Annotated in this window: 19 protein-coding genes; 7 read left to right on the top strand and 12 right to left on the bottom strand. The window is 48.3% G+C overall.

Annotation, left to right across the window (positions count from 1 at the left end; all coding sequences use genetic code 11):
• Positions 1–4: 4 nt before the first annotated feature.
• Together BLP80_RS06595 and BLP80_RS06590 are read right to left on the bottom strand one after the other, a co-directional pair.
• Complete coding sequence (locus BLP80_RS06595; RefSeq protein WP_090541545.1) at positions 5–1,180, bottom strand: FAD-dependent oxidoreductase; 1,176 nt, start codon at positions 1,178–1,180, stop codon at positions 5–7.
• Positions 1,158–1,937, bottom strand: a complete 780-nt coding sequence (locus BLP80_RS06590) for a glycerophosphodiester phosphodiesterase family protein (RefSeq protein ID WP_090541543.1) — start codon at positions 1,935–1,937, stop codon at positions 1,158–1,160. Before BLP80_RS06590 ends, BLP80_RS06595 begins: the two co-directional genes overlap by 23 nt.
• Positions 1,938–2,071: 134 nt before the next feature.
• Here BLP80_RS06590 and BLP80_RS06585 point away from each other — a divergent pair, with 134 nt between their 5' ends.
• The 6 genes from BLP80_RS06585 (at position 2,072) to BLP80_RS06560 (ending at position 8,231) form a co-directional block, all read left to right on the top strand.
• Positions 2,072–2,704, top strand: a complete 633-nt coding sequence (locus tag BLP80_RS06585) for a hypothetical protein (protein WP_090541541.1) — start codon at positions 2,072–2,074, stop codon at positions 2,702–2,704.
• A gap of 129 nt (positions 2,705–2,833) precedes the next feature.
• The gene (locus BLP80_RS06580; protein ID WP_090541539.1) at positions 2,834–3,331 is read left to right on the top strand and encodes a DUF1499 domain-containing protein; all 498 of its coding nucleotides are present in this window, start codon (positions 2,834–2,836) and stop codon (positions 3,329–3,331) included.
• Between the two features lie 9 nt (positions 3,332–3,340).
• Positions 3,341–5,758, top strand: coding sequence for a penicillin acylase family protein (locus BLP80_RS06575; RefSeq protein WP_256324983.1), 2,418 nt, complete (start codon positions 3,341–3,343; stop codon positions 5,756–5,758).
• Between the two features lie 45 nt (positions 5,759–5,803).
• Complete coding sequence (locus BLP80_RS06570; protein ID WP_090541538.1) at positions 5,804–6,274, top strand: hypothetical protein; 471 nt, start codon at positions 5,804–5,806, stop codon at positions 6,272–6,274.
• 44 nt (positions 6,275–6,318) lie between these two features.
• The gene (gene chrA / locus BLP80_RS06565; RefSeq protein WP_090541536.1) at positions 6,319–7,668 is read left to right on the top strand and encodes a chromate efflux transporter; all 1,350 of its coding nucleotides are present in this window, start codon (positions 6,319–6,321) and stop codon (positions 7,666–7,668) included.
• A gap of 275 nt (positions 7,669–7,943) precedes the next feature.
• Positions 7,944–8,231 carry an Lpp/OprI family alanine-zipper lipoprotein gene (locus tag BLP80_RS06560; RefSeq protein ID WP_090541533.1) on the top strand — a complete coding sequence of 96 codons (288 nt, stop codon included), beginning with the start codon at positions 7,944–7,946 and terminating at the stop codon, positions 8,229–8,231.
• Positions 8,232–8,283: 52 nt separating this feature from the next.
• On the opposite strand, the gene BLP80_RS06555 is transcribed toward BLP80_RS06560, so the two are convergent.
• From BLP80_RS06555 to BLP80_RS06515, 9 genes are all read right to left on the bottom strand, one after another.
• On the bottom strand, positions 8,284–9,228 hold the full coding sequence (locus BLP80_RS06555; RefSeq protein WP_090541531.1) for a L,D-transpeptidase family protein: 945 nt from the start codon (positions 9,226–9,228) through the stop codon (positions 8,284–8,286).
• 224 nt (positions 9,229–9,452) lie between these two features.
• Complete coding sequence (locus tag BLP80_RS06550; RefSeq protein ID WP_090541528.1) at positions 9,453–9,977, bottom strand: cytochrome P460 family protein; 525 nt, start codon at positions 9,975–9,977, stop codon at positions 9,453–9,455.
• Positions 9,978–10,183: 206 nt separating this feature from the next.
• A complete protein-coding gene (locus BLP80_RS06545) occupies positions 10,184–10,933 on the bottom strand; it encodes a M48 family metallopeptidase (RefSeq protein WP_090541597.1) in 750 nt (249 codons plus the stop codon).
• Positions 10,881–11,663, bottom strand: coding sequence for a lysophospholipid acyltransferase family protein (locus BLP80_RS06540; RefSeq protein ID WP_176754295.1), 783 nt, complete (start codon positions 11,661–11,663; stop codon positions 10,881–10,883). The genes BLP80_RS06545 and BLP80_RS06540 overlap by 53 nt, the downstream gene beginning before the upstream one ends.
• On the bottom strand, positions 11,660–12,199 hold the full coding sequence (gene gmhB, locus BLP80_RS06535; RefSeq protein ID WP_090541526.1) for a D-glycero-beta-D-manno-heptose 1,7-bisphosphate 7-phosphatase: 540 nt from the start codon (positions 12,197–12,199) through the stop codon (positions 11,660–11,662). The genes BLP80_RS06540 and gmhB overlap by 4 nt, the downstream gene beginning before the upstream one ends.
• Before the next feature lies 1 nt (position 12,200).
• A complete protein-coding gene (glyS, locus tag BLP80_RS06530) occupies positions 12,201–14,399 on the bottom strand; it encodes a glycine--tRNA ligase subunit beta (protein WP_176754294.1) in 2,199 nt (732 codons plus the stop codon).
• A gap of 2 nt (positions 14,400–14,401) precedes the next feature.
• Complete coding sequence (gene glyQ / locus BLP80_RS06525) at positions 14,402–15,319, bottom strand: glycine--tRNA ligase subunit alpha (protein WP_090541524.1); 918 nt, start codon at positions 15,317–15,319, stop codon at positions 14,402–14,404.
• A 54-nt stretch (positions 15,320–15,373) separates the two neighbouring features.
• Positions 15,374–16,867 (bottom strand): apolipoprotein N-acyltransferase, encoded by a 1,494-nt coding sequence (gene lnt / locus BLP80_RS06520; RefSeq protein ID WP_256324985.1) that lies wholly within the window; start codon positions 16,865–16,867, stop codon positions 15,374–15,376.
• Between the two features lie 74 nt (positions 16,868–16,941).
• Positions 16,942–17,310 (bottom strand): DUF6164 family protein, encoded by a 369-nt coding sequence (locus BLP80_RS06515; protein ID WP_090541521.1) that lies wholly within the window; start codon positions 17,308–17,310, stop codon positions 16,942–16,944.
• 122 nt (positions 17,311–17,432) lie between these two features.
• Here BLP80_RS06515 and BLP80_RS06510 point away from each other — a divergent pair, with 122 nt between their 5' ends.
• Positions 17,433–18,269 carry an SDR family oxidoreductase gene (locus BLP80_RS06510; RefSeq protein ID WP_090541520.1) on the top strand — a complete coding sequence of 279 codons (837 nt, stop codon included), beginning with the start codon at positions 17,433–17,435 and terminating at the stop codon, positions 18,267–18,269.
• A gap of 517 nt (positions 18,270–18,786) precedes the next feature.
• Here BLP80_RS06510 and BLP80_RS06505 read toward each other — a convergent pair.
• Positions 18,787–19,098, bottom strand: coding sequence for a hypothetical protein (locus tag BLP80_RS06505; RefSeq protein WP_090541518.1), 312 nt, complete (start codon positions 19,096–19,098; stop codon positions 18,787–18,789).
• Positions 19,099–19,173 lie beyond the last annotated feature (75 nt).

Below are 19,173 nucleotides of genomic sequence, written 5' to 3'. Positions count from 1 at the left end.
TCGCCTATGGCGCTTCGATTATCAATTTGGAAACATCCGCTCTAGGCGCGCGATCAGGTAGTGTTGGCATAATGATATGCAGCACTTTTTGCGCAGTAGCACGGCAAACTGTCAGTTTACCGCCATAGATGCTGACGACTCGCGGCTTCTGAGACGTATCACACTGCAGATGAATTTCTCGGGAACGATGAAAAGCAACTCCATGAGCTACGGGAAGCACTCGCAGACCGGAAAACTTTTCTCTGACGGCCATATTTCTTTCTGGAAAGTAATGATGAAAACAATCCAGTAAATAAGCCTCTTCCGTGGCTAATGGAGACGATTTTTCCGGATCGCCGTTAAATAGGGTTTCGGTCGTTCCTAGAAGGATATGTTGATACCATGGCAGCACGAAGACTGCCCTGCGATCTATAGGAGACTCCAGATAATAACATCCTCTATTGAGGCATCCTTCTAGCACCAGATGGCTTCCTTGCACCAGATCAACAGGATATTCCGGCGGACGAGGATCGATCCGTTGTACCACCCTGTTAACCCATGGCCCGGCAGCATTCACAATGACCGCTGCGCTGCAGTGATTTATCCTGTCTTCCTGGAGATAATCGATTTCACACAGTGTTGGAGAGAGGGTGGCATGAATAAATTCCGCAGGGCACAGCAATTCTGCGCCTAGTGAACTTGCTGAATGCATCAGCGCCTGAGTCAAAAGCCGATCATCGGTCTGAGCATCCCAGTACTGAAAAACATGCTTTAGCCCCTCGGTTGTCAGGCCATCCAGTTGTTCCCAGGCAGATTGGGGAACGGAGCGGAAACGCGATGAGGCGCCGCCGCCAGCCAGCAAGGCATACAGGCTGAGTCCTGTCCGCAGTATCAGCGTGCTGCGGGATGTTTTCCGGTAAACCGGAATATAAAACGGACTCAGTCTGACCAGGGAAGGCGCTAACCTTAGCCAGTCAGATCGCTCTCGCAAGCTTTCATGGACAAGTGCAAGATGGCCATGCTCCAGGTAGCGCAAACCACCGTGAACCAATTTACTGGAGCGGCTTGAAGTCCCCGCAGCCAGCGCCGTTTTTTCCAGCACCAGAACGGTATAACCACGCGCTGCAGCGGCCTGCGCCACGGCGGCCCCCTGAATCCCGCCGCCAATGATAACGATGTCATAGTGGTTGGATACAGGCATGCTGTTTGAGTATTGGATGTTGTAATAATGTGCCAATGGTATCGGTCTCGATCAGAGCAATACCCTCATCAGCATACTTGAGCGCTGTGTGACTGTCATTGACGGTGTAAACCACCCATTGCCAAGGACCTTGCCATCGTGCCCCAGGCTCATGCGGCAAACGTCGGGTGCTACAAAACAGAAACTCTGCTGCCAGCCGTTTTGCGATAACCGCATGCTCACTGTCCCATTTCGGGACAACCCAGCCAATCCGCTCAGCACCCTGCTTCCTTGCAAGCATTACTGCTCGTGAATCAAACGAAATCAGGACACATTGCCTAATATAGGGATAAATGACTTCAAGAATGGCATCCATTGTTACCGTCAAACCAAATTTAGCAATACTTTCCAGCTTTATTTCGACAAATGCGGTTACCCACGGCCGCGCTTGCAAATGCTGACAGAAAGTGGCCAAATCAGATAATGGTTCAGTTTCTGGTGAATCAGACAAACCCAAACGTGGGTAGGGCACTGAAAGCGTATTAATGACTTCATCGTCAAGCTGGGTCAACCAGCAATCACTTCTCGTCAAGCGCCGCAGATGATCATCATGACATAAAAATGGGGTTCGGCGAGCGCTCAATTGTATGTCGATCTCGACAAAACAGGCTCCAGCCAGCGTCGCAGCCTCAAACCCGGCAAGGCTATTCTCTGGGTAGCGCGCAGGATAACCACGATGGGCGATGAGATAAGGGATATTTTGTTCAGATACGGACATATGTTTCCTGCAAATAATGTGAACCAGAATCTACTTTGTATTCTGAATCATAATGACCAATCAGGGTTGGATCCTAAGATTAAATGATAAAATCCTTAAAAATATGGCAATTAATGAATTCGCTGGGAGAAATAATGCGTAAATTTGCAATGCGTTTCAACATACTCCTCCCTGCCTTGTTGGCAGCCCTTCTTTTCATACCTTATATAATGAATTCTCTTGCACATGCTCTGGTTGGGAAGAAGCAGTTCCCTCCCGCCATCATGATGAAGTTACCCGTTGAAAGCACCGCTGTCGCGTTACCCGCAGAAGTCGTGCAATTCATACCCTTTGATATTACGCTTCAACTGGATACTCATGCATTGGCAAAGCGCATCAATAACATTATAGCCAAGTCTCCCCATGGTGTTGCCATACGGGGCATTACCGGCAAGGTGCACTCCAGCATGCAGGCAGAAATCGTGGGGAATGCATTTCACATTGACAATCCGGGGCCGCAAGTGCAGCTTCTTTCTAGTCACGGTGAAACGCTCTGGTCCTGGAAAATCACACCCTTAACACCGAATCGTCAAACACTTACGCTCCGGCTTCATCTGATAACCATCGACAGTGCGCAGGAAAGTCAGGAAATCGTTGATCTTGCTGAGATACAAGTATTTGCACAAAAAAATTCGGTTGAATGGATAAAGCGATATGGAATATGGTTCGTAGCAGCAGCTTTGTTGGCAATAGGAATCGGGTGGAGAATACGCCGATCTAAACAATAGACAAGACAAATCATGCGCAAGCAATGCTGATCAGAATTATTACCATGCTGATCTGGTCAAATTTATTTAAATATTTGCATTTCCTGATAAATTGCCAACTTCATCATCAGTATCAAACAGGACTTCATTATGATATTCATCAAATGGCTACTGATCATTATTTTATTAATTGTCATTGCAATAGTGCTAGCAGTCCTCACGGGTCAGCTTGGTATGCTCAAAGGAATAGCTCCGACCGATCTGGGCGTACACGAGGGCAAGCTTAAACCACCTGCCATGACACCTAACAGTGTGTCCAGTCAGGCCACACTTTATCCGGATCATCCCCAGCTTAATTACGCCAGTATCGAACCATTGCCGCTCATCGGTGATGCCGCCACAACCATGGCCCGCATACGCAGCATTATCGAAGGCATGGAGGGCACAGAAGTCATCACTAGCGATGAGTATTACCTCTATGTTCAATTTACGACCAGAATCATGAAATTTGTGGATGACGCGGAATTCTGGTTTGACCCGGTTGCCCATGTCATTCAGGTACGCTCAGCTTCCCGTCTGGGAAAAAGTGATTTAGGCATGAATCGCAAACGGATTGAAGCAATACGTGCACAGCTTGCATCTTCCTGATTCCGGCAAATGGTTGTTGCAATGATGCGTCGATTCAATCTGATTCGCTGGCTTCTGCTCGCGCTGCTTGTTCTGGCGCTATTACTGACAGGCGCCTCTTGGTTACTGTTACAAGGCAGCCTGCCAAAATATGATGGAGAAGCGCCTGTTTCCGGCCTATCCACATCGGTAGCCGTTGAACGCGATGCACTGGGAAGTGTAACCCTACGCGCGCAGGATCGTTTTGATCTCGCCAGGGCGCTGGGTTATGTGCATGCTCAAGAGCGTTTTTTTGAAATGGATCTCATGCGGCGCAGTGCTGCGGGAGAACTGGCTGAGCTATTTGGCGTAGCCGCACTACCCGCCGATCGCAAGACGCGGGGACACCGGATGCGCGCCCGCGCTACAGCAATGCTAGCCGATCTGCCTGAAGTCCAACGCCGTTTGGTCAATGCTTATCGTGATGGCGTAAACGAAGGGCTGACTGCGCTCATGGTGCGCCCATTTCCTTATCTGCTGACGCGTACCCAACCGCATGCCTGGCGTAGTGAAGACAGTCTACTGGTGATTCTGTCAATGTATTTTACTTTGCAAGAATCCAGCGTTCAGCGTGAGTTGCAACTTTCCACGCTGCGCGCCGGACTGCCCAAATCTGCCTACCAATTTTTAGCTGCAAGCGGAGGTGAATGGGATGCGCCGCTGGTTGGTGCACCTTTTCAATGGCCACACCCCCCTTCCAGTGAAGAACTCGATTTGCGCAAACCTGATCCTGACCAGAAGCGCAACATACAGAATCATAGGAATGATCAGCATGATGAAGCATCGGGTAGCAACAGCTTTGCGGTAGCCGGCTCACTGGCTGCGGGTGCTGCGCTGGTAGCCAATGATATGCATCTCTCGTTACGGACGCCCAGTTTGTGGTTCCGCACACGACTCATTTATCCTCACCCTCACTGCCCTGAACGGGTCATTGATACGAATGGGGTGAGTTTGCCTGGCGCACCTGCGATTGTCGTAGGCTCCAATCGTCATATTGCCTGGAGCTTTACCAACAGCTACGGCGACATGGCCGACTGGGTACGGATAATGATCGATCCGGCAGAGTCATCGCGTTATCGGAGCACAGAAGGCTGGAAACCTGTCACAGTTCACCGTGAAATGCTGCGTGTGCGTGGCGCAACGGATGAAATGCTCGAGGTTCGTGAAACCGAATGGGGGCCCATACTGGCAAGCGATCATGATGGCACGCCGCTGGCGCTGGTCTGGGCTGCCCACCAGGCTAATTCAGTCAATCTGGATCTTATCAACCTTGAGCAGGTGGAAACGGTAGATAACGCCATTATTGTTGCCCAGAATGCGGGTATTCCCGCACAAAATTTCATTGTGGGAGATCGTGACGGCAACATCGCCTGGACGATCGCTGGACGCATCCCATTGCGCATCGGCCAATACAATCCAAGTGAACCAGCAGACTGGAGTGAAGGAAATACCGGCTGGCGTGGTTGGCTGGAATCAGCAAAATACCCATTGATCAGTAATCCACCAGCACAGCGTCTGTGGAATGGCAACGCACGAGCGGTCGATGGTGCCATGCTTGAATATCTTGGCGATGGCGGCTATGAGCTTGGTGCGCGTACCCAGCAGATCCGGGACAGCCTGCAGAAAAGTGAACATTTCATACCCGCTGATTTATTCTCGATTCAATTAGATGACCGCGCCTTGTTTCTTTCTCGCTGGCGGCAATTGCTTGAACGGACACTGAATCTGGCGCCTGCTTCTGCCTGGCGCACAGAAATGCAAGCAGCACTGCGTGATTGGGATGGTCATGCTTCCATTAACTCTGCCGCCTACCGTATCGTGCGCACGTTTCGTCAGGAGGTCATCGACAGTATCCTGGATAATTTTGCTGCTGAAGCAAGACGCCGTTATCCGAATTTCTTATTACCACGGCTGGCTCAGAGCGAACATGCCGTGTGGATATTGCTTGAGCAACGCCCACTGCATCTGCTGCCGCCGGAATATACCGATTGGAATCAACTGCTCGTAGCTTGCGCACAACGTATCGCTGAACGCATGCAGACTCAGCCAGGAGGAATAACAGCGCGTACCTGGGGTGAGCAGAATACGGCAGCTATTCAGCATCCATTGAGTCGCATGCTGCCAGGATTTATCGCTCAGTGGCTGGATATGCCGCGTGATCCACTCCCGGGTGATAGTTATATGCCACGCATCCAGTCACCCAATTTTGGCGCATCACAGCGTTTCGTGGTTGCACCGGGCGATGAAGAGCAAGGCTATTTTTCGATGCCCGGGGGACAAAGCGGCCACCCGCTTTCACCCTACTATGGCAGTGGTCATGCTGACTGGGTGACTGGCAAAGCAACGGCGTTCCTGCCCGGACCGCCTGAGCATAGACTTTCTCTGCTTCCACCCAGAAGCAGCCAATAACCGATTTATTGTTCATATTGATTATCAAGCTTAAAGGAGGTTCTGATGAAAAAGATTTATGTGCTTGTAATGTGTTTAATCGCGACTACAGTCATGGCCGCGGATATTGATGAACGTAAAGTACTCTCACTTAATGAAATGCAGCGCCATCACATCCTGACCGAAATGAACGCATTGCTGCTCGGCACGCAGCAGATTCTACAGGCGCTCTCGGAAGAGGATATGTTGGCGGTTGCTCGCCATGCGCGTATGCTGGGCCTGGAGATGGCGCATACGGGAGAAAATCATTTACGATCCGTGCTACCCGAAGATTTCATGCAGCTGGGCATATCGGTGCACAAAAGCTTTGACCAAATTGCAGCCGATGCTGAGACGTTGAAGAATCCCAAGCATACCCTGGGTCAGCTGAGCACCACCCTGCAGCGCTGTGTCACCTGTCATACTACCTATCAGATCCGGACGACTGATCTCCCTGCCGGGGCAGAAGCTCACCCTACCCATCACAAGCATCATTGATAAGAAATTTTCCATGAGCGCTTTCCGTAAACACTTCAGGCAACATGACAGCTGCTTCTGACAAAAAAGCCCCCCCTGCCCAAGTCAGCTTCCGTGAAGCATGGCTATTCTGGTTCAAACTCGGCTGGATCAGCTTTGGCGGCCCAGCAGGGCAGATTGCCATCATGCACACGGAGCTGGTTGAACAACGGCGCTGGATCAGTGAAAAGCGTTTTTTGCACGCGCTGAATTACTGCATGGTATTGCCCGGCCCTGAAGCCCAGCAGCTCGCTACCTATATCGGCTGGCTAATGCATCGAACCTGGGGAGGCGTCGTCGCGGGTGCGCTGTTTGTGTTGCCATCGTTGCTCATCCTGATTATCTTATCCTGGCTCTACATTGCTTTTGGTCATGTCTCCCTGGTGGCCGGACTGTTTTATGGTATTAAGCCTGCGGTAACTGCTATCGTGCTGCAAGCCGCTTACCGGATCGGATTGCGAACGCTCAAGAATCCGGGTTTATGGGCGATCGCTGCTGCTTCTTTTGTCGCGATGGCAATTTTCCAAGTATCGTTTCCGATTATTCTGCTGGCTGCTGCGTTGATCGGTTATGCCGGTGGACGGATGGCGCCGGCTCGCTTCTTGACTGGCGCAGAGGATAGTAAACTCAATCGGTCATACGGCCCAGCCATCATCGACGATAACTCCCCCCTCCCCGAGCACGCCTGTTTCCGCTGGCCACACCTGGCTACTGTGATCGCAGTATGCGCCTTGCTATGGATCGTGCCGATGACATTGCTCGCCAGCCAATTTGGCTGGAATGGCACGTTGACCCAGATGGGCTGGTTCTTTACCAAGGCAGCTTTATTAACGTTTGGAGGTGCCTATGCAGTCCTGCCTTATATCTATGAGGGCGCGGTCGAATACTATGGATGGCTGGACCCTGCGCAAATGATCGATGGTCTGGCGCTCGGTGAAACTACCCCCGGGCCGCTCATCATGGTGGTCGCGTTTGTCGGCTTTATCGGCGGTTATGCAAACGCGCTATTTGGTGCCGAACTGACTTTTCTGGCGGGCGCCACGGCTGCTATGGTAGTCACCTGGTTTACCTTTCTGCCCTCATTTTTATTCATCCTGATCGGTGGACCATTGGTGGAAACCACCCACGGCAACCTTAAATTCACTGCCCCCTTGACCGCTATCGCGGCTGCCGTGGTCGGTGTCATTTTCAACCTGGTAGTGTTTTTCGCTTACCATGTCCTGTGGCCGGAAGGCTTCTCAGCCTCGTTCGAATGGCCAGCTGCGCTGATCACACTGACCGCAAGCGTTGCATTGTTCTATTTCAAATGGAATGTCATTCAGGCGATGGGCGCGTGCGCTGTGATTGGCCTGATTTATAGTATTTCTTGGAGGTAAGTGATGATGAAAGCTTGTTCTAGCCCGAATATTTCATAAATTCGGGCTAAGGTTCAATGCTATGAAGCTGTGATAAATTTGCATACTGCCCAAGAAGGTTTTAACTAGGATGAATAAAGCCAATATATGATGCATTTCTACCCTTTATATTGCTTAAGAAATCATGTAGCATCACAGAGTTGTCGCAGATTTCTTAGAGATGGACTTGAATGGGCAACAATTTATGCTGGAAATTTCAGGTTTTGTCTTAATCAAATAACAGTAAGGAGATAAAGATGAATAAAAGAATGAAGTATGTATTTACTGTAGCCGCGCTGGGTGCTTCTGTTGCGTTATCTGGTTGTGCAACCACAGGGCAACTCGAAGAAGTCAAAGCACAGCTCAATGCTGTTCAAGCAGATGCAAATGCTGCTAAGTCAGAAGCTGGCTCAGCTAGAGCAGCTGCGAATGAAGCAAAAGATGTTGCAAACAGAGCACTCAACACAGCCAATGAGGCCAATGCACGCTCAATCGAAACTGAAACAAAAATTGATCGTATGTTCAAACGATCCATGTATAAATAAGCTATGCAGGTGAAATAAAAAAAGCCCCGTTCGGGGCTTTTTTTATTGCTTATTATTTTGAAATCAAGACAGGAATGCCATTCTTTTCAAACACCGCCAGCTCAAGAGCCGATTCATCAATGATGATATCCTCTATGGCGTGATTTATTTTTCTGCCATTGGTACTCTTCTCAAGAAAGCTGGCGATTGATTCACGCACTTTCTGCATATAATCAGCATACTCATTTTCATTTTCTTCCAGTGGCGGGTGCAATTCTATAAACAAGGAATCAGCTAGCCAGCCAAGTTTTATGGGTTGATTGACTAGCTGAACAGGTGTTCCGACAGCTACCTGATCAAACAATTTCTCGACTTCTTCAGGGTACATGCGCAAGCATCCATGAGTCACGCGCATACCTATACCAAATGGTTTGTCAGTGCCATGGATCAAATAACCCGTCGTACCCAGATATAAAGCATGGCGGCCCAATGGGTTCTTCGGGCCGGGCGGAACGATATCCGGTAGCGGTGGATTACCTGCTGCAATAGCCTCGTTCTTAAGTGATTGAGGCGGTATCCAGGTAGGATCCTTTTGCTTTCTAATGACGGTTGTTCTACCTAGCGGCGTGCGCCAATCCATTCTGCCTATGCTAATAGGATAAGTAATGACAACCGGTTTCTTCCCTTTTTCCGGCTTAGGAAAATAGTAAAGCCGCATTTCAGGTAGATTAATTACCAAACCAGTCCGCTCAGCCTGCGGAAAAATGTGTCGAGCTGGTATGACAACGGGAGCACCATCAGGAGGAAGCCAGCGATCCACCAGGGGATTAGCCAGCAATATTGCATCCTGTCCAATACCGTACCTGCGTGCAATATCGAGCAGGGTCTCCTCACGGCTCGCTGCTACCACCTCTATTTGACCAAAAATATCAATATCCGATGGAGGCAATATCCAGGTGGTGGCCTGCGCCAATGTCGCTGTTAATAAGGTAGAAAATAATATAGCAAGGCTACGCATAACCAAGCTCACATAAAGTAAATATACTCATCTCCGTAGCCGTACAGGGAAATATTTGAAAATGACTAAAAATTCAACTATAGCAAATACTGAATAAAGCATCCCCGCAGCAAGCTGCGGAGATGCTTTATTTATCTAAAACCAGATAATTAAACAGGCTGCAAGTCTTGAAAAACTTACAACCTGTGCATGAGCCACCAACAATATTTATTTCACGTTAGCCATTAATGATTCTTTGAAAAATCGACCAATTTCTGGAAGCTAAATAAATAATCCTGATTCTTCAATGGAGTATGACATTGAACACAATTCAGATCGTTGCTTTTGGGTGTGCCATCCGGATTATACACGGCAAATCCCCAGTCACCCGTGCGATTATCCTGAGAAAAAGCTTTATCCCAACCAGTTCTTTTTTCCATGACTGCAACTGCTGCCAATTTTTCAATTTCGAAAAGGCCTTCTTTACCTGAGATGATCTTGCCATCTGCATCTTTTTTAGGCTCATATATTTCCATGATAACCACTGCCCCAGGCTCTGCTTCCTTGCCTTTTTTATAACTCTCGACAGCTATCTCATTCGCATAGAATTTTGCTACCTGTGTCTGATTAGCTCGGTTGGCGGTATCGTATTTCGTAAAGTTCTGCTGATAGCTCTCAGGAAACTTGACAAAATCAGGATCACCTCCACCATGAGCATAAAAAGGCAAAAGTGCGCAAACCAGGGTAATGAGTTTAAATGGGTGCTTCATTTTCTCTCCTTGCTTGTAATGTTTTGTGGTTAAGGGGGTTCCTAGGGAAAACACTCCTTCAATGACCATGCTAACCGCTAAAGGATCATTTTCGGGCTTTTTGTACAGCTTGAGACCACATTATATGCACAATAGCAGGCAGTGGGAAATCTTGTATCATGCATCCACGATAGAAGCATATATACTAAAAAACTGAATCGTTCCGATCAGCCGATCTTCTTTAGCTCTACTTGAGCTTGCCGGTAATCCGGATAAATGCTCTCGACTACCTTCCAAAATGCAGAAGAATGATTCATCTCAATAAGGTGAGATAATTCATGTGCGACAACATAATCTACCAAAGGAATTGGCAACTGAATCAACCGCCAGTTGAGACACACCGTCCCGTGTGAACTGCAACTTCCCCAGCGGGTTCGTGCACTGGATAATCTCAGTCTTGGCAAGGGCACACCCAATTTATCTGCATAGAGCGCCACTCGCTCACTCATATGCGCCATCGCCTGCTTACGATACCAGGCCATCACGAATTTCTCGACTTGACAGGAAGTGAGTACAGCTAAAGAAGAGGGTATTTCCTGGATTTGGTCTACTTTATTGTCTTGCGACACCATTTGCAGTTTATCTAATCCCGTCAGCGCCAATCGATAGGGATCACCCAACAACCAGAAAGTGCTATTCGGACACCACTTAGGTTGGATGATTCTTTTCTCTTTCCAGGCATCCAGATTTCCGATAACCCACCCTGCTTTATTGTGCAATACTTGCTCAATGCTGCTGAGAGTCGCTTGCAAAGGCACGCTAACAGTCAAACCCTCTCGATTGATTCTCAGACCAACAGTTTTCCGGTTACGACGAATAAGCGTGTAAGCGATTATTCTGTCAGCAAGCTTAACGCTGCGTGCCTCATTTTTCCGTATCTTTGAGCGGCTCGTTGGGAATCGAAACAAATTGTCCATCATACCCTTTCTTTCCAAAACAGCTGATGCGCGAGACTTCAGCTTCGATCCAGGCTTTTACACGTTCGTTAAGCTCTCCGGGCTCCATGCCGGTTGGATCAATTGGCTTGCCGATACTTACCGTGATCTTTCCGGGGTATTTGACAAACGAATTTTTTCCCCAAAACTCACCGGCATTGTGCGCAACCGGTACCACCAGGGCTCCGGTATGGGTAGCAAGCCATGCGCCACCTATGTGGTATTTACCCGTCTTACCTGGAGAAATGCGTGTTCCTTCCGGGAAAATGACTATCCAGAAATTCTGTTCTAATCTCTCTCTACCCTGCTCGACGATCTGCTGTAATGCCGCTTTACCCGAGCTGCGGTCAATTGCGATCGGATTGGTCATGGCTAATCCCCAGCCAAAAAATGGAATCCGCAACAACTCTTTTTTAAGCACCCATACCTGAGGTGGGAAAATTTGCTGTAATGCCAAGGTTTCCCATGCTGATTGATGCTTCGATAGCACAATACTGGGCCGATCAGGAATATTCTCAGCACCAATCACACGATAATGCAGCCCACAAACTACCTTCAGCAGAAACAGCATGAGGCGCGTCCAGCCATAGGTAACCTTATAACGATGATGTGGCGAAAGCGGAAAGCAGAAGAGCGTAATTAGTGCATAGGGCGGGGTAATAATAATTTGTAATAATGTGTAAATTGTCGCGCGCAACGTATTCAGTATCATATTCGCTTCACCAGTGTATCAACGACTGATGCCAAATCAGCAAAAATTTGCGTACCTTCTGGCAGATTACCATTTGCATGGGTCATTTCACCTTTTCCAGTCAACACTAAAATCGGGATGGCACCGACAGCTATTGCTGCCTGTAAATCTCGCAATGAATCACCAATAGCAGGTGCCCCTTTGAGATCCGTGCTATAACGTTGCATGATTTCCTGGAACATGCCTGTCTCGGGCTTACGGCAATGGCATTTATCCTGCTGTGTATGCGGACAGAAAAAAAGCGCATCAAGGCGCCCCCCCGCTTGGTGAACAGCCTTAAACATCTTGTCATTGATGGCATTAAAAGTGGCCATATCGAGCAATCCGCGTCCAATACCCGACTGATTGGCAGCAACGATCACGCGATAACCTGCATGGGTGAGCCGTGAAATCGCTTCCAGGCTACCCGGTATCGGCATCCATTCCTCAGGCGCTTTGATAAAGGTATGACTGGTTTCATTGATCACACCATTGCTATCAAGGATGATCAGTTTCATTTCAGCTCGCCAGTCTGGAAATATCAGCCACTCGATTCATGACCTGCTGAAGCTTTTTAAGCAAAGCCAGGCGATTGTTACGCAGCCTGTCATCATCGGTATTAACCATGACATGATCAAAGAAAGTATCCACGGGCGCCTTCAATGCGGCAAGGATTTGCAAGGCAACCGTGTAATCCTTCTCCAGAAAGGCCTCATCCACTTTGTCTTGCATCTCGATTAAAGCTTGATACAGCGCCTGCTCGGCAGGTGCCTGTAAATGTTCAACATCTACCTGTGAGCCGGTATCAACAGCGACCTTCTTGAGGATATTACTCACACGCTTGTTGGCAGCTGCAAGACTGGCTGCCTCTGGCAAGGAGGCAAAAGCACGCACAGCGGCAATCCGTTTGGGAATATCATTTAAATGCTGGGGATGAAGCGCCAAGACCGCATCCACTTCTTGCGCGCTATAGCCCTGCTCACGCAAACTCCCAGCCAGACGATCATAGATAAATTCCAACAATTGCCCATTCACTTCGGCGGATATCTGGTGCCGGGCATGATTCTGGGTCGCTATTTCACCAGTCTGAACAGTTGGCTTTTGGGATGCCGCTCGCTGCGCCCATTGTTCCGCAATGCGTTTATCCTGGAGAATATCAATGACTCGCTCAAGCAGTCTCTCCATTTCAAGTGGCAAATCCTTTTCAATGAGGATACGGATCACGCCCAAGGCATGACGGCGCAAAGCAAAAGGATCTTTGTCTCCGGTGGGGATTTGTCCGATACCAAACAGATTGATCAAGGTTTCAAGCTTGTCTGCCAGTGCCACACAGACGCCAACCAGATTACGTGGCAGCACATCGCCCGCAAAACGGGGTTTATAGTGATCTTCTATCGCATAGGCAATCGCATCGCCTAAACCCTCGTGCTGGGCATAGTAGCGCCCCATAATGCCCTGCAGCTCGGGAAATTCTCCGACCATGTCGGTCAGTAAATCCACTTTAGCTAATCTCGCCGCTTCCCCTGCTTGTTCTGCCAGAACATTTCCACCCAGCATTTGTCCGATTTCGTGCGCAATAGTGCGCACATATTCAATACGCAGACCTTGCGTACCCAACTGATGATGGTAAACCACCTTATCCAGTCCGGGAATGCGTGAAACCAATGTGTTTCTTCGGTCCTGATCAAAGAAAAATTTTGCATCGGCCAGACGAGAACGCACGACGCGTTCATTGCCATCGATCACCAGGTGAGCATCTACCAGACAGATGTTCGATACCATCAAAAAGGTATTCACCAGTTTTCCATCGCTATCCAGCAGCGGAAAGTATTTCTGATTCGCTTTCATTGTCAGGATCAGGCATTCCTGCGGTACTTCAAGAAATTCTGACGGAAATTTGCCTATTAGCACGTTAGGATGCTCGACCAGTGCCGTCACTTCATCCAGCAATGCCTCATCCTGAATAAACTGCAGGTTTTCTTTAGCGGCTGCGGCGATAAGTTGATTTAAAATTCGGGTACGGCGCTCCGCAAAGCTGGCAATAACGGCACCTTCTGTTTCCAGTTGCTGGGCATAACCATCCGCTTCCCTGATGACGATAGGATGAGTACTCGCCTCGAAGCGATGTCCATGTGTCACCTTGCTGGCAGCCAAACCCAATATGCTCACAGGAACGATCTCCGTGCCATGCAATGCGATCAAGCCATGTGCTGGACGAACGAAATTGACACTCTCCCAGCCATCTGCGAGCTGATAGGTCATCACCTTGGGAATGGGTAATTGCGCAATCGCATCATCGAGCGCTTGCTGCAATCCCTCAGCAAGCACAATACCCGGCACAACACGCTCGAGGAAAAGAGTTTCAGATTTACCCTCCATGGCCCGACTCAGCTGCGAAACAACAAATGCATCCACACCTAATCCGCTCAATTTCTTGATCAAAGCCGGAGTCGCTCGCCCTTCCTTATCCAGACCAACTGAAACAGGCATTAACTTGGTCGTCACCGCATGATTGGGAGCTTGCGCCAAAACCTGTGTAATATGCGCTGCCAGCCTGCGTGGCGTAGCATAGGCAGTCACCACCGCATCAAGCGTAACGAGATTCTGAGTCTTCAAACTATTTATCAGTATCTCAGCAAAACTCGCACCCAATTTATTCAACGATTTGGGAGGCAGTTCTTCAACCAGCAGCTCTATGAGCAGATTTTTCGTTATCATGCTCACCCTGCTTTCTTGGGCATTTGCGCCACCCACTCACGGGGAGCCAAGGGAAAGGAAGGCTGCAAACGTTCACGGCTATCGTAATACGCCTGCGCAACGCGACGCGCCAAATTACGGATACGCGCGATATAGGCTGCCCGCTCGGTTACCGAGATAGCTCCCCGGGCATCTAATAAATTGAAGCTGTGCGCCGCTCTCAGGACTTGTTCGTAGGCAGGTAACGGCAATTGTTTTTCCATCAGATCATTGGCCTGCTCTTCATATTTACCAAAAGCCAGAAATAGAAATTCGGTATCGCTACATTCAAAATTATAAGTCGATTGCTCAACTTCATTTTGATGGTAGACATCACCGTAGCTGAGCCCTTCCGTCCAAGTTAAATCAAAAACATTCTCCACCCCTTGCAGATACATGGCCAGACGCTCCAACCCATAAGTAATCTCACCCGTAATCGGCCGGCAATGGATACCCCCGACTTGCTGAAAATAGGTAAACTGCGTTACCTCCATGCCATTCAGCCATACCTCCCAGCCTAGACCCCAAGCGCCAAGCGTTGGATTTTCCCAATCATCTTCAACCAGCCGCACATCGTTCTGCTTCAAATCCAGACCCAATGTCTGAAGTGAGCCAAAATATAAATCCAGAATATTTTGTGGCGCCGGTTTCAATACTACTTGATATTGATAATAATGCTGCAGCCGATTCGGATTATTACCATAACGGCCATCCTTGGGGCGGCGTGATGGTTGCACATAGGCTGCACGCCAGGGCTCTGGCCCCAATGCGCGCAAAAAAGTAGCGGTATGGCTGGTGCCAGCGCCTACTTCCATATCATAAGGCTGTAGTAAGGCACAACCCTGTTTGCTCCAATAATGCTGGAGCGTCAGAATCATTTCCTGAAATGTCAGTGTAGGCATCAATGTAGACAAAAAGATTAGTTCGGAATGGTTCTGTTGATCACGGCTAGCATTTTACAAGGTTTTACGTTTTCCATAAAAGAAGACTGATAGCCACCCGATGATCAGGAGTAATCCTGCAACCCCTAATACCAGACCATTGCCAACACGCACATACGGTGTAGTGCCTGAATAGCCTTGTGCTATCCCATGCAGACCTGCGGTGGTAAACATTTCCAATTCCTGCAAGACCTTGCCTCGTTGATCAATGATAGCAGTTACGCCGGTATTGGTGGCACGCAACATATATCGACCCGTTTCCAAGGCGCGCATCTGTGAAATCTGTAAGTGCTGCCGCGGACCAATGGAACGCCCAAACCAGGCATCATTGCTGACATTCACCAGCAGTGATGCCCGGGGCAGCTGCCTGATGATTTCTTCACCGAATACATCCTCATAGCAAATATTGATTGCCACTCTTTGTCCAGCCAGATGCAGAGGCTGCTGATCCAGTGCTCCGCGTGAGAAATCTGACAAAGGTATATTCAACACCTGGATAATCCAGCCAAATACCGATTTTAACGGGATATATTCGCCAAATGGTACCAGATGATGCTTCCGGTAGTGTTGTTCGGGAGATATCCCCAGGCTGAACATGGTATTGTAGTATTCATTTCTGTCTGGAGATGCCGATTCCGCCATGCCGATCAGCACATCACCATTATTTGCTCTCGCATGAGCAGCAAGCTCTGACAAGTAATTAATCGGCACATCTTCGTGAAACAAAGGAACCGATATTTCAGGCGTTACAATCAGCCGACTGTTACTTTCCCGAATAAGCCCCGCATAAGTATCCATAGTCGTTACCACGTGATCTTCCCGCCATTTCAAGTCCTGCGCAATATTCCCCTGCAACAGACTCACTGCCACAGGATCACCCTGAGGGTTGGTCCAGTTTATCCACTGCAACCCCAGACCCAATCCCCAGACACCGGCCAGAAAGCATAAAAATCGCCAGGCATGCCTTTGCTCAAACCAAGATGTTAGCCACGCAGCACTCAAAACCAGCAGAAATGAAATGCCATAGACACCCACCACTGGGGCAAACCCGGAGAAAGGACTATAAGGCGCCTGTGAATATCCGATCGCAAGCCAGGGAAAACCGGTAAACAAGGTACCTCGCAACCATTCTGATATTATCCATAATGATGCCACCATCCATGGCCAAATACTGGGTGCAATAGTGCGCGATCTGACCAAAATCCAGCCGGTTAACGCCGGGAATAGCGAGAGATAAGCGCAAAGCAAGATCAAAGCCAATACAGCCAGCGGCATTGGCATGTCGCCAAAATCATGCAAGCTGACATAAATCCAGGTTACACCCGCACCGAATATTCCCATACCAAAAGAAAAACCCAGTATGGCTGCACTAAAAGGTTTTATGCTCTTACGCCAGAAATAGAATAATAACGCCAGTGTAACAAAGGGTATTGGAAAAAGATAAAACGGTGCAAAGCCCAGAACAGTCAGCGCACCCGACAGGAAAACGATGATTATTTTCAAGTTAATTTGATTCAATCCGGATCAGCAAGCAAAAAAGATTTCAATGAATGAATTCGAACAACGACTGGAAAAATCAGAAATTATAGCGTGGTTATTTCCATAATCAGCTTGAATGGCAAGTAAAGCAAGATTAGCACAATTAATATATAGGCAATAAACAAGACGGGATTTTCCTTCAAACTATCCAGCACTGTTTTGTTTTTCCCTTCTCTTTTGAGTCGCGCATACTCTTCCCGGACACGAATAGAACGTGCTTCCTGATAATTGTCGAGTAATTTTTTTGCTTCCTGGTACTGATGCTCATCCCTTACCCAGAGCGCTGGCATGGAAACACCCCAATTGCCTGCGGATGTTTCATAGTAATCGATATGATGGCTAGCCAGTAACTCGCGTACTTCCTCTACTTCATCATCTGGAATATTTCTAAGTCTAAACAATATCTTTGACATTTACCCGGTTGTGATCGTTGTAAGATCATTTGTAATGAATTTATCGGTATGATGCTATGATTATGCCCTTTCTTGTGTCAAGTCCAAGACAAATAAATGGTTTTTGAGGTTATGCTTGATTGATGAAAAAATCTATTTTAATCACGGGTTGCTCCAGCGGAATCGGTTACTGTGTTGCCCATGCATTGCATAAACGAGGTTATCGGGTATTCGCAACCGCACGGCGGCAGGAAAGCGTCGAAATGTTATTAGCTGAAGGGCTGGAAAGCCTTCGTTTGGATTTAGATGATCCAGGCTCGATTCAGCAGGCATTCGAAGAAATCATGCATCGTACCAGTGGAGAATTGTATGCCTTGTTTAATAATGGCGCCTATGGTCTACCAGGTGCCGTTGAAGATCTGAGTCGCGACGCCTTACGTGCACAATTTGAAACCAATGTTTTCGGCTGGCTAGCGTTGACGAATCTGGTGTTGCCTATTATGCGCAAGCAAGGTTATGGCCGCATTATCCAGAATAGTTCGGTTCTGGGTTTTGCAGCCATGCCGTTCCGAGGCGCCTACAATGCTTCCAAGTATGCCATTGAGGGATTGAGCGATACTCTCCGCCTTGAGTTGAGGGGTACACAAATCTTTGTCAGCCTGATTGAGCCAGGCCCGATTGCGACTCAATTTCGCGCCAACGCGCTCAAGGCACTGCAGAAACACATCAATATAGACAATAGTTTTCATCGCGAAAAATATCTCGCAGTATTAAACCGACTGAACAAGCAAGGGCCGGCTGTTCCTTTCACTCTGCCACCCGAGGCTGTACTCAAACGAGTCATTCACGCCCTTGAGGCAAACCATCCCCAACCGCGTTATTACGTTACTTTCCCTACCTATTTATTCGGTTTTCTCAAACGGATTCTGAGTATTCGTTTATTGGATAAACTGCTCGCCAAAGCCGGAAATAGTAATTAAACCTAAATTCCAGTAATTAGAAAAGATGCTAACCAGGTAATATCTGGTTAGCGTTATGCCATGACTACAAACGTTCTTTTATCTCTACTAAATATCTGACTCTTCACTTAGTGCATAGGGTTACGCTAACGATCAGTCAGTCCTGCACTCCATTCACCAGAGAGGTTCTGCACCCAACCATTAATAATGTTTCTTAATAACACGCCAGGGTGCGCCCGAAGTAAGGTCTTGCTAATTACCCGGTGCAGTTACAACAAAGAAAGTTCTTAGCAATGCGGGACATCACATGACAGTGACATTGCCAGACACCTGGACCCACGCCTGTACCTGCCTTGATGGTGAATGCAATGGCTACTGTGAAGGCCTTTGAATCACCCCGGGAATTCCGGAGACTTGTTTTGTTGAGTCAAGCTGCATCCGCTGACTCCTTCAATTGGCGATAATATGCCATTTCGAATTCAGCCGGTCGAATATTTCCAATCGGCTCCAATAACCGGCGATTCAGCGCCGGGTTAGTTCATAATGGCCTGTGCGCTCCTTTAGAACCGACTTTGGTTCTCCAGAATGTAGAGTCGACCATGAATATGACGAACTCTTTGTCCAGTTGATGAACGTGTTGGACAAAAGTTATTGTCCCGTCACCATCAACGAAGCTTTGTACTTTCCCGCTGAGATCATCGACTACGATGGCGTCAAATAAACCAAGAGGCTGCGTACCTTGATCATGATAGGCAAAAGCGCCTACTTTCTGAGTATTCCATCGATAGTTTTTTTGCCCAGGATTGGTATTGTTGGTAAGTTGAATATTGATGCTATCGCCGCTCCGCACGAACAGCGTTGAGCCAGGAGCTATCTAAATCAGGTTAGGCTAATATACAAGCAAGTCATACAAAAAAGACGCCCC

This window comes from Nitrosomonas sp. Nm132 (genome assembly GCF_900100485.1).
Taxonomy (GTDB): domain Bacteria; phylum Pseudomonadota; class Gammaproteobacteria; order Burkholderiales; family Nitrosomonadaceae; genus Nitrosomonas.
The sequence above is the reverse complement of the archived record's forward strand: the minus strand, read 5'-3'. Positions and strand labels throughout refer to the sequence as shown.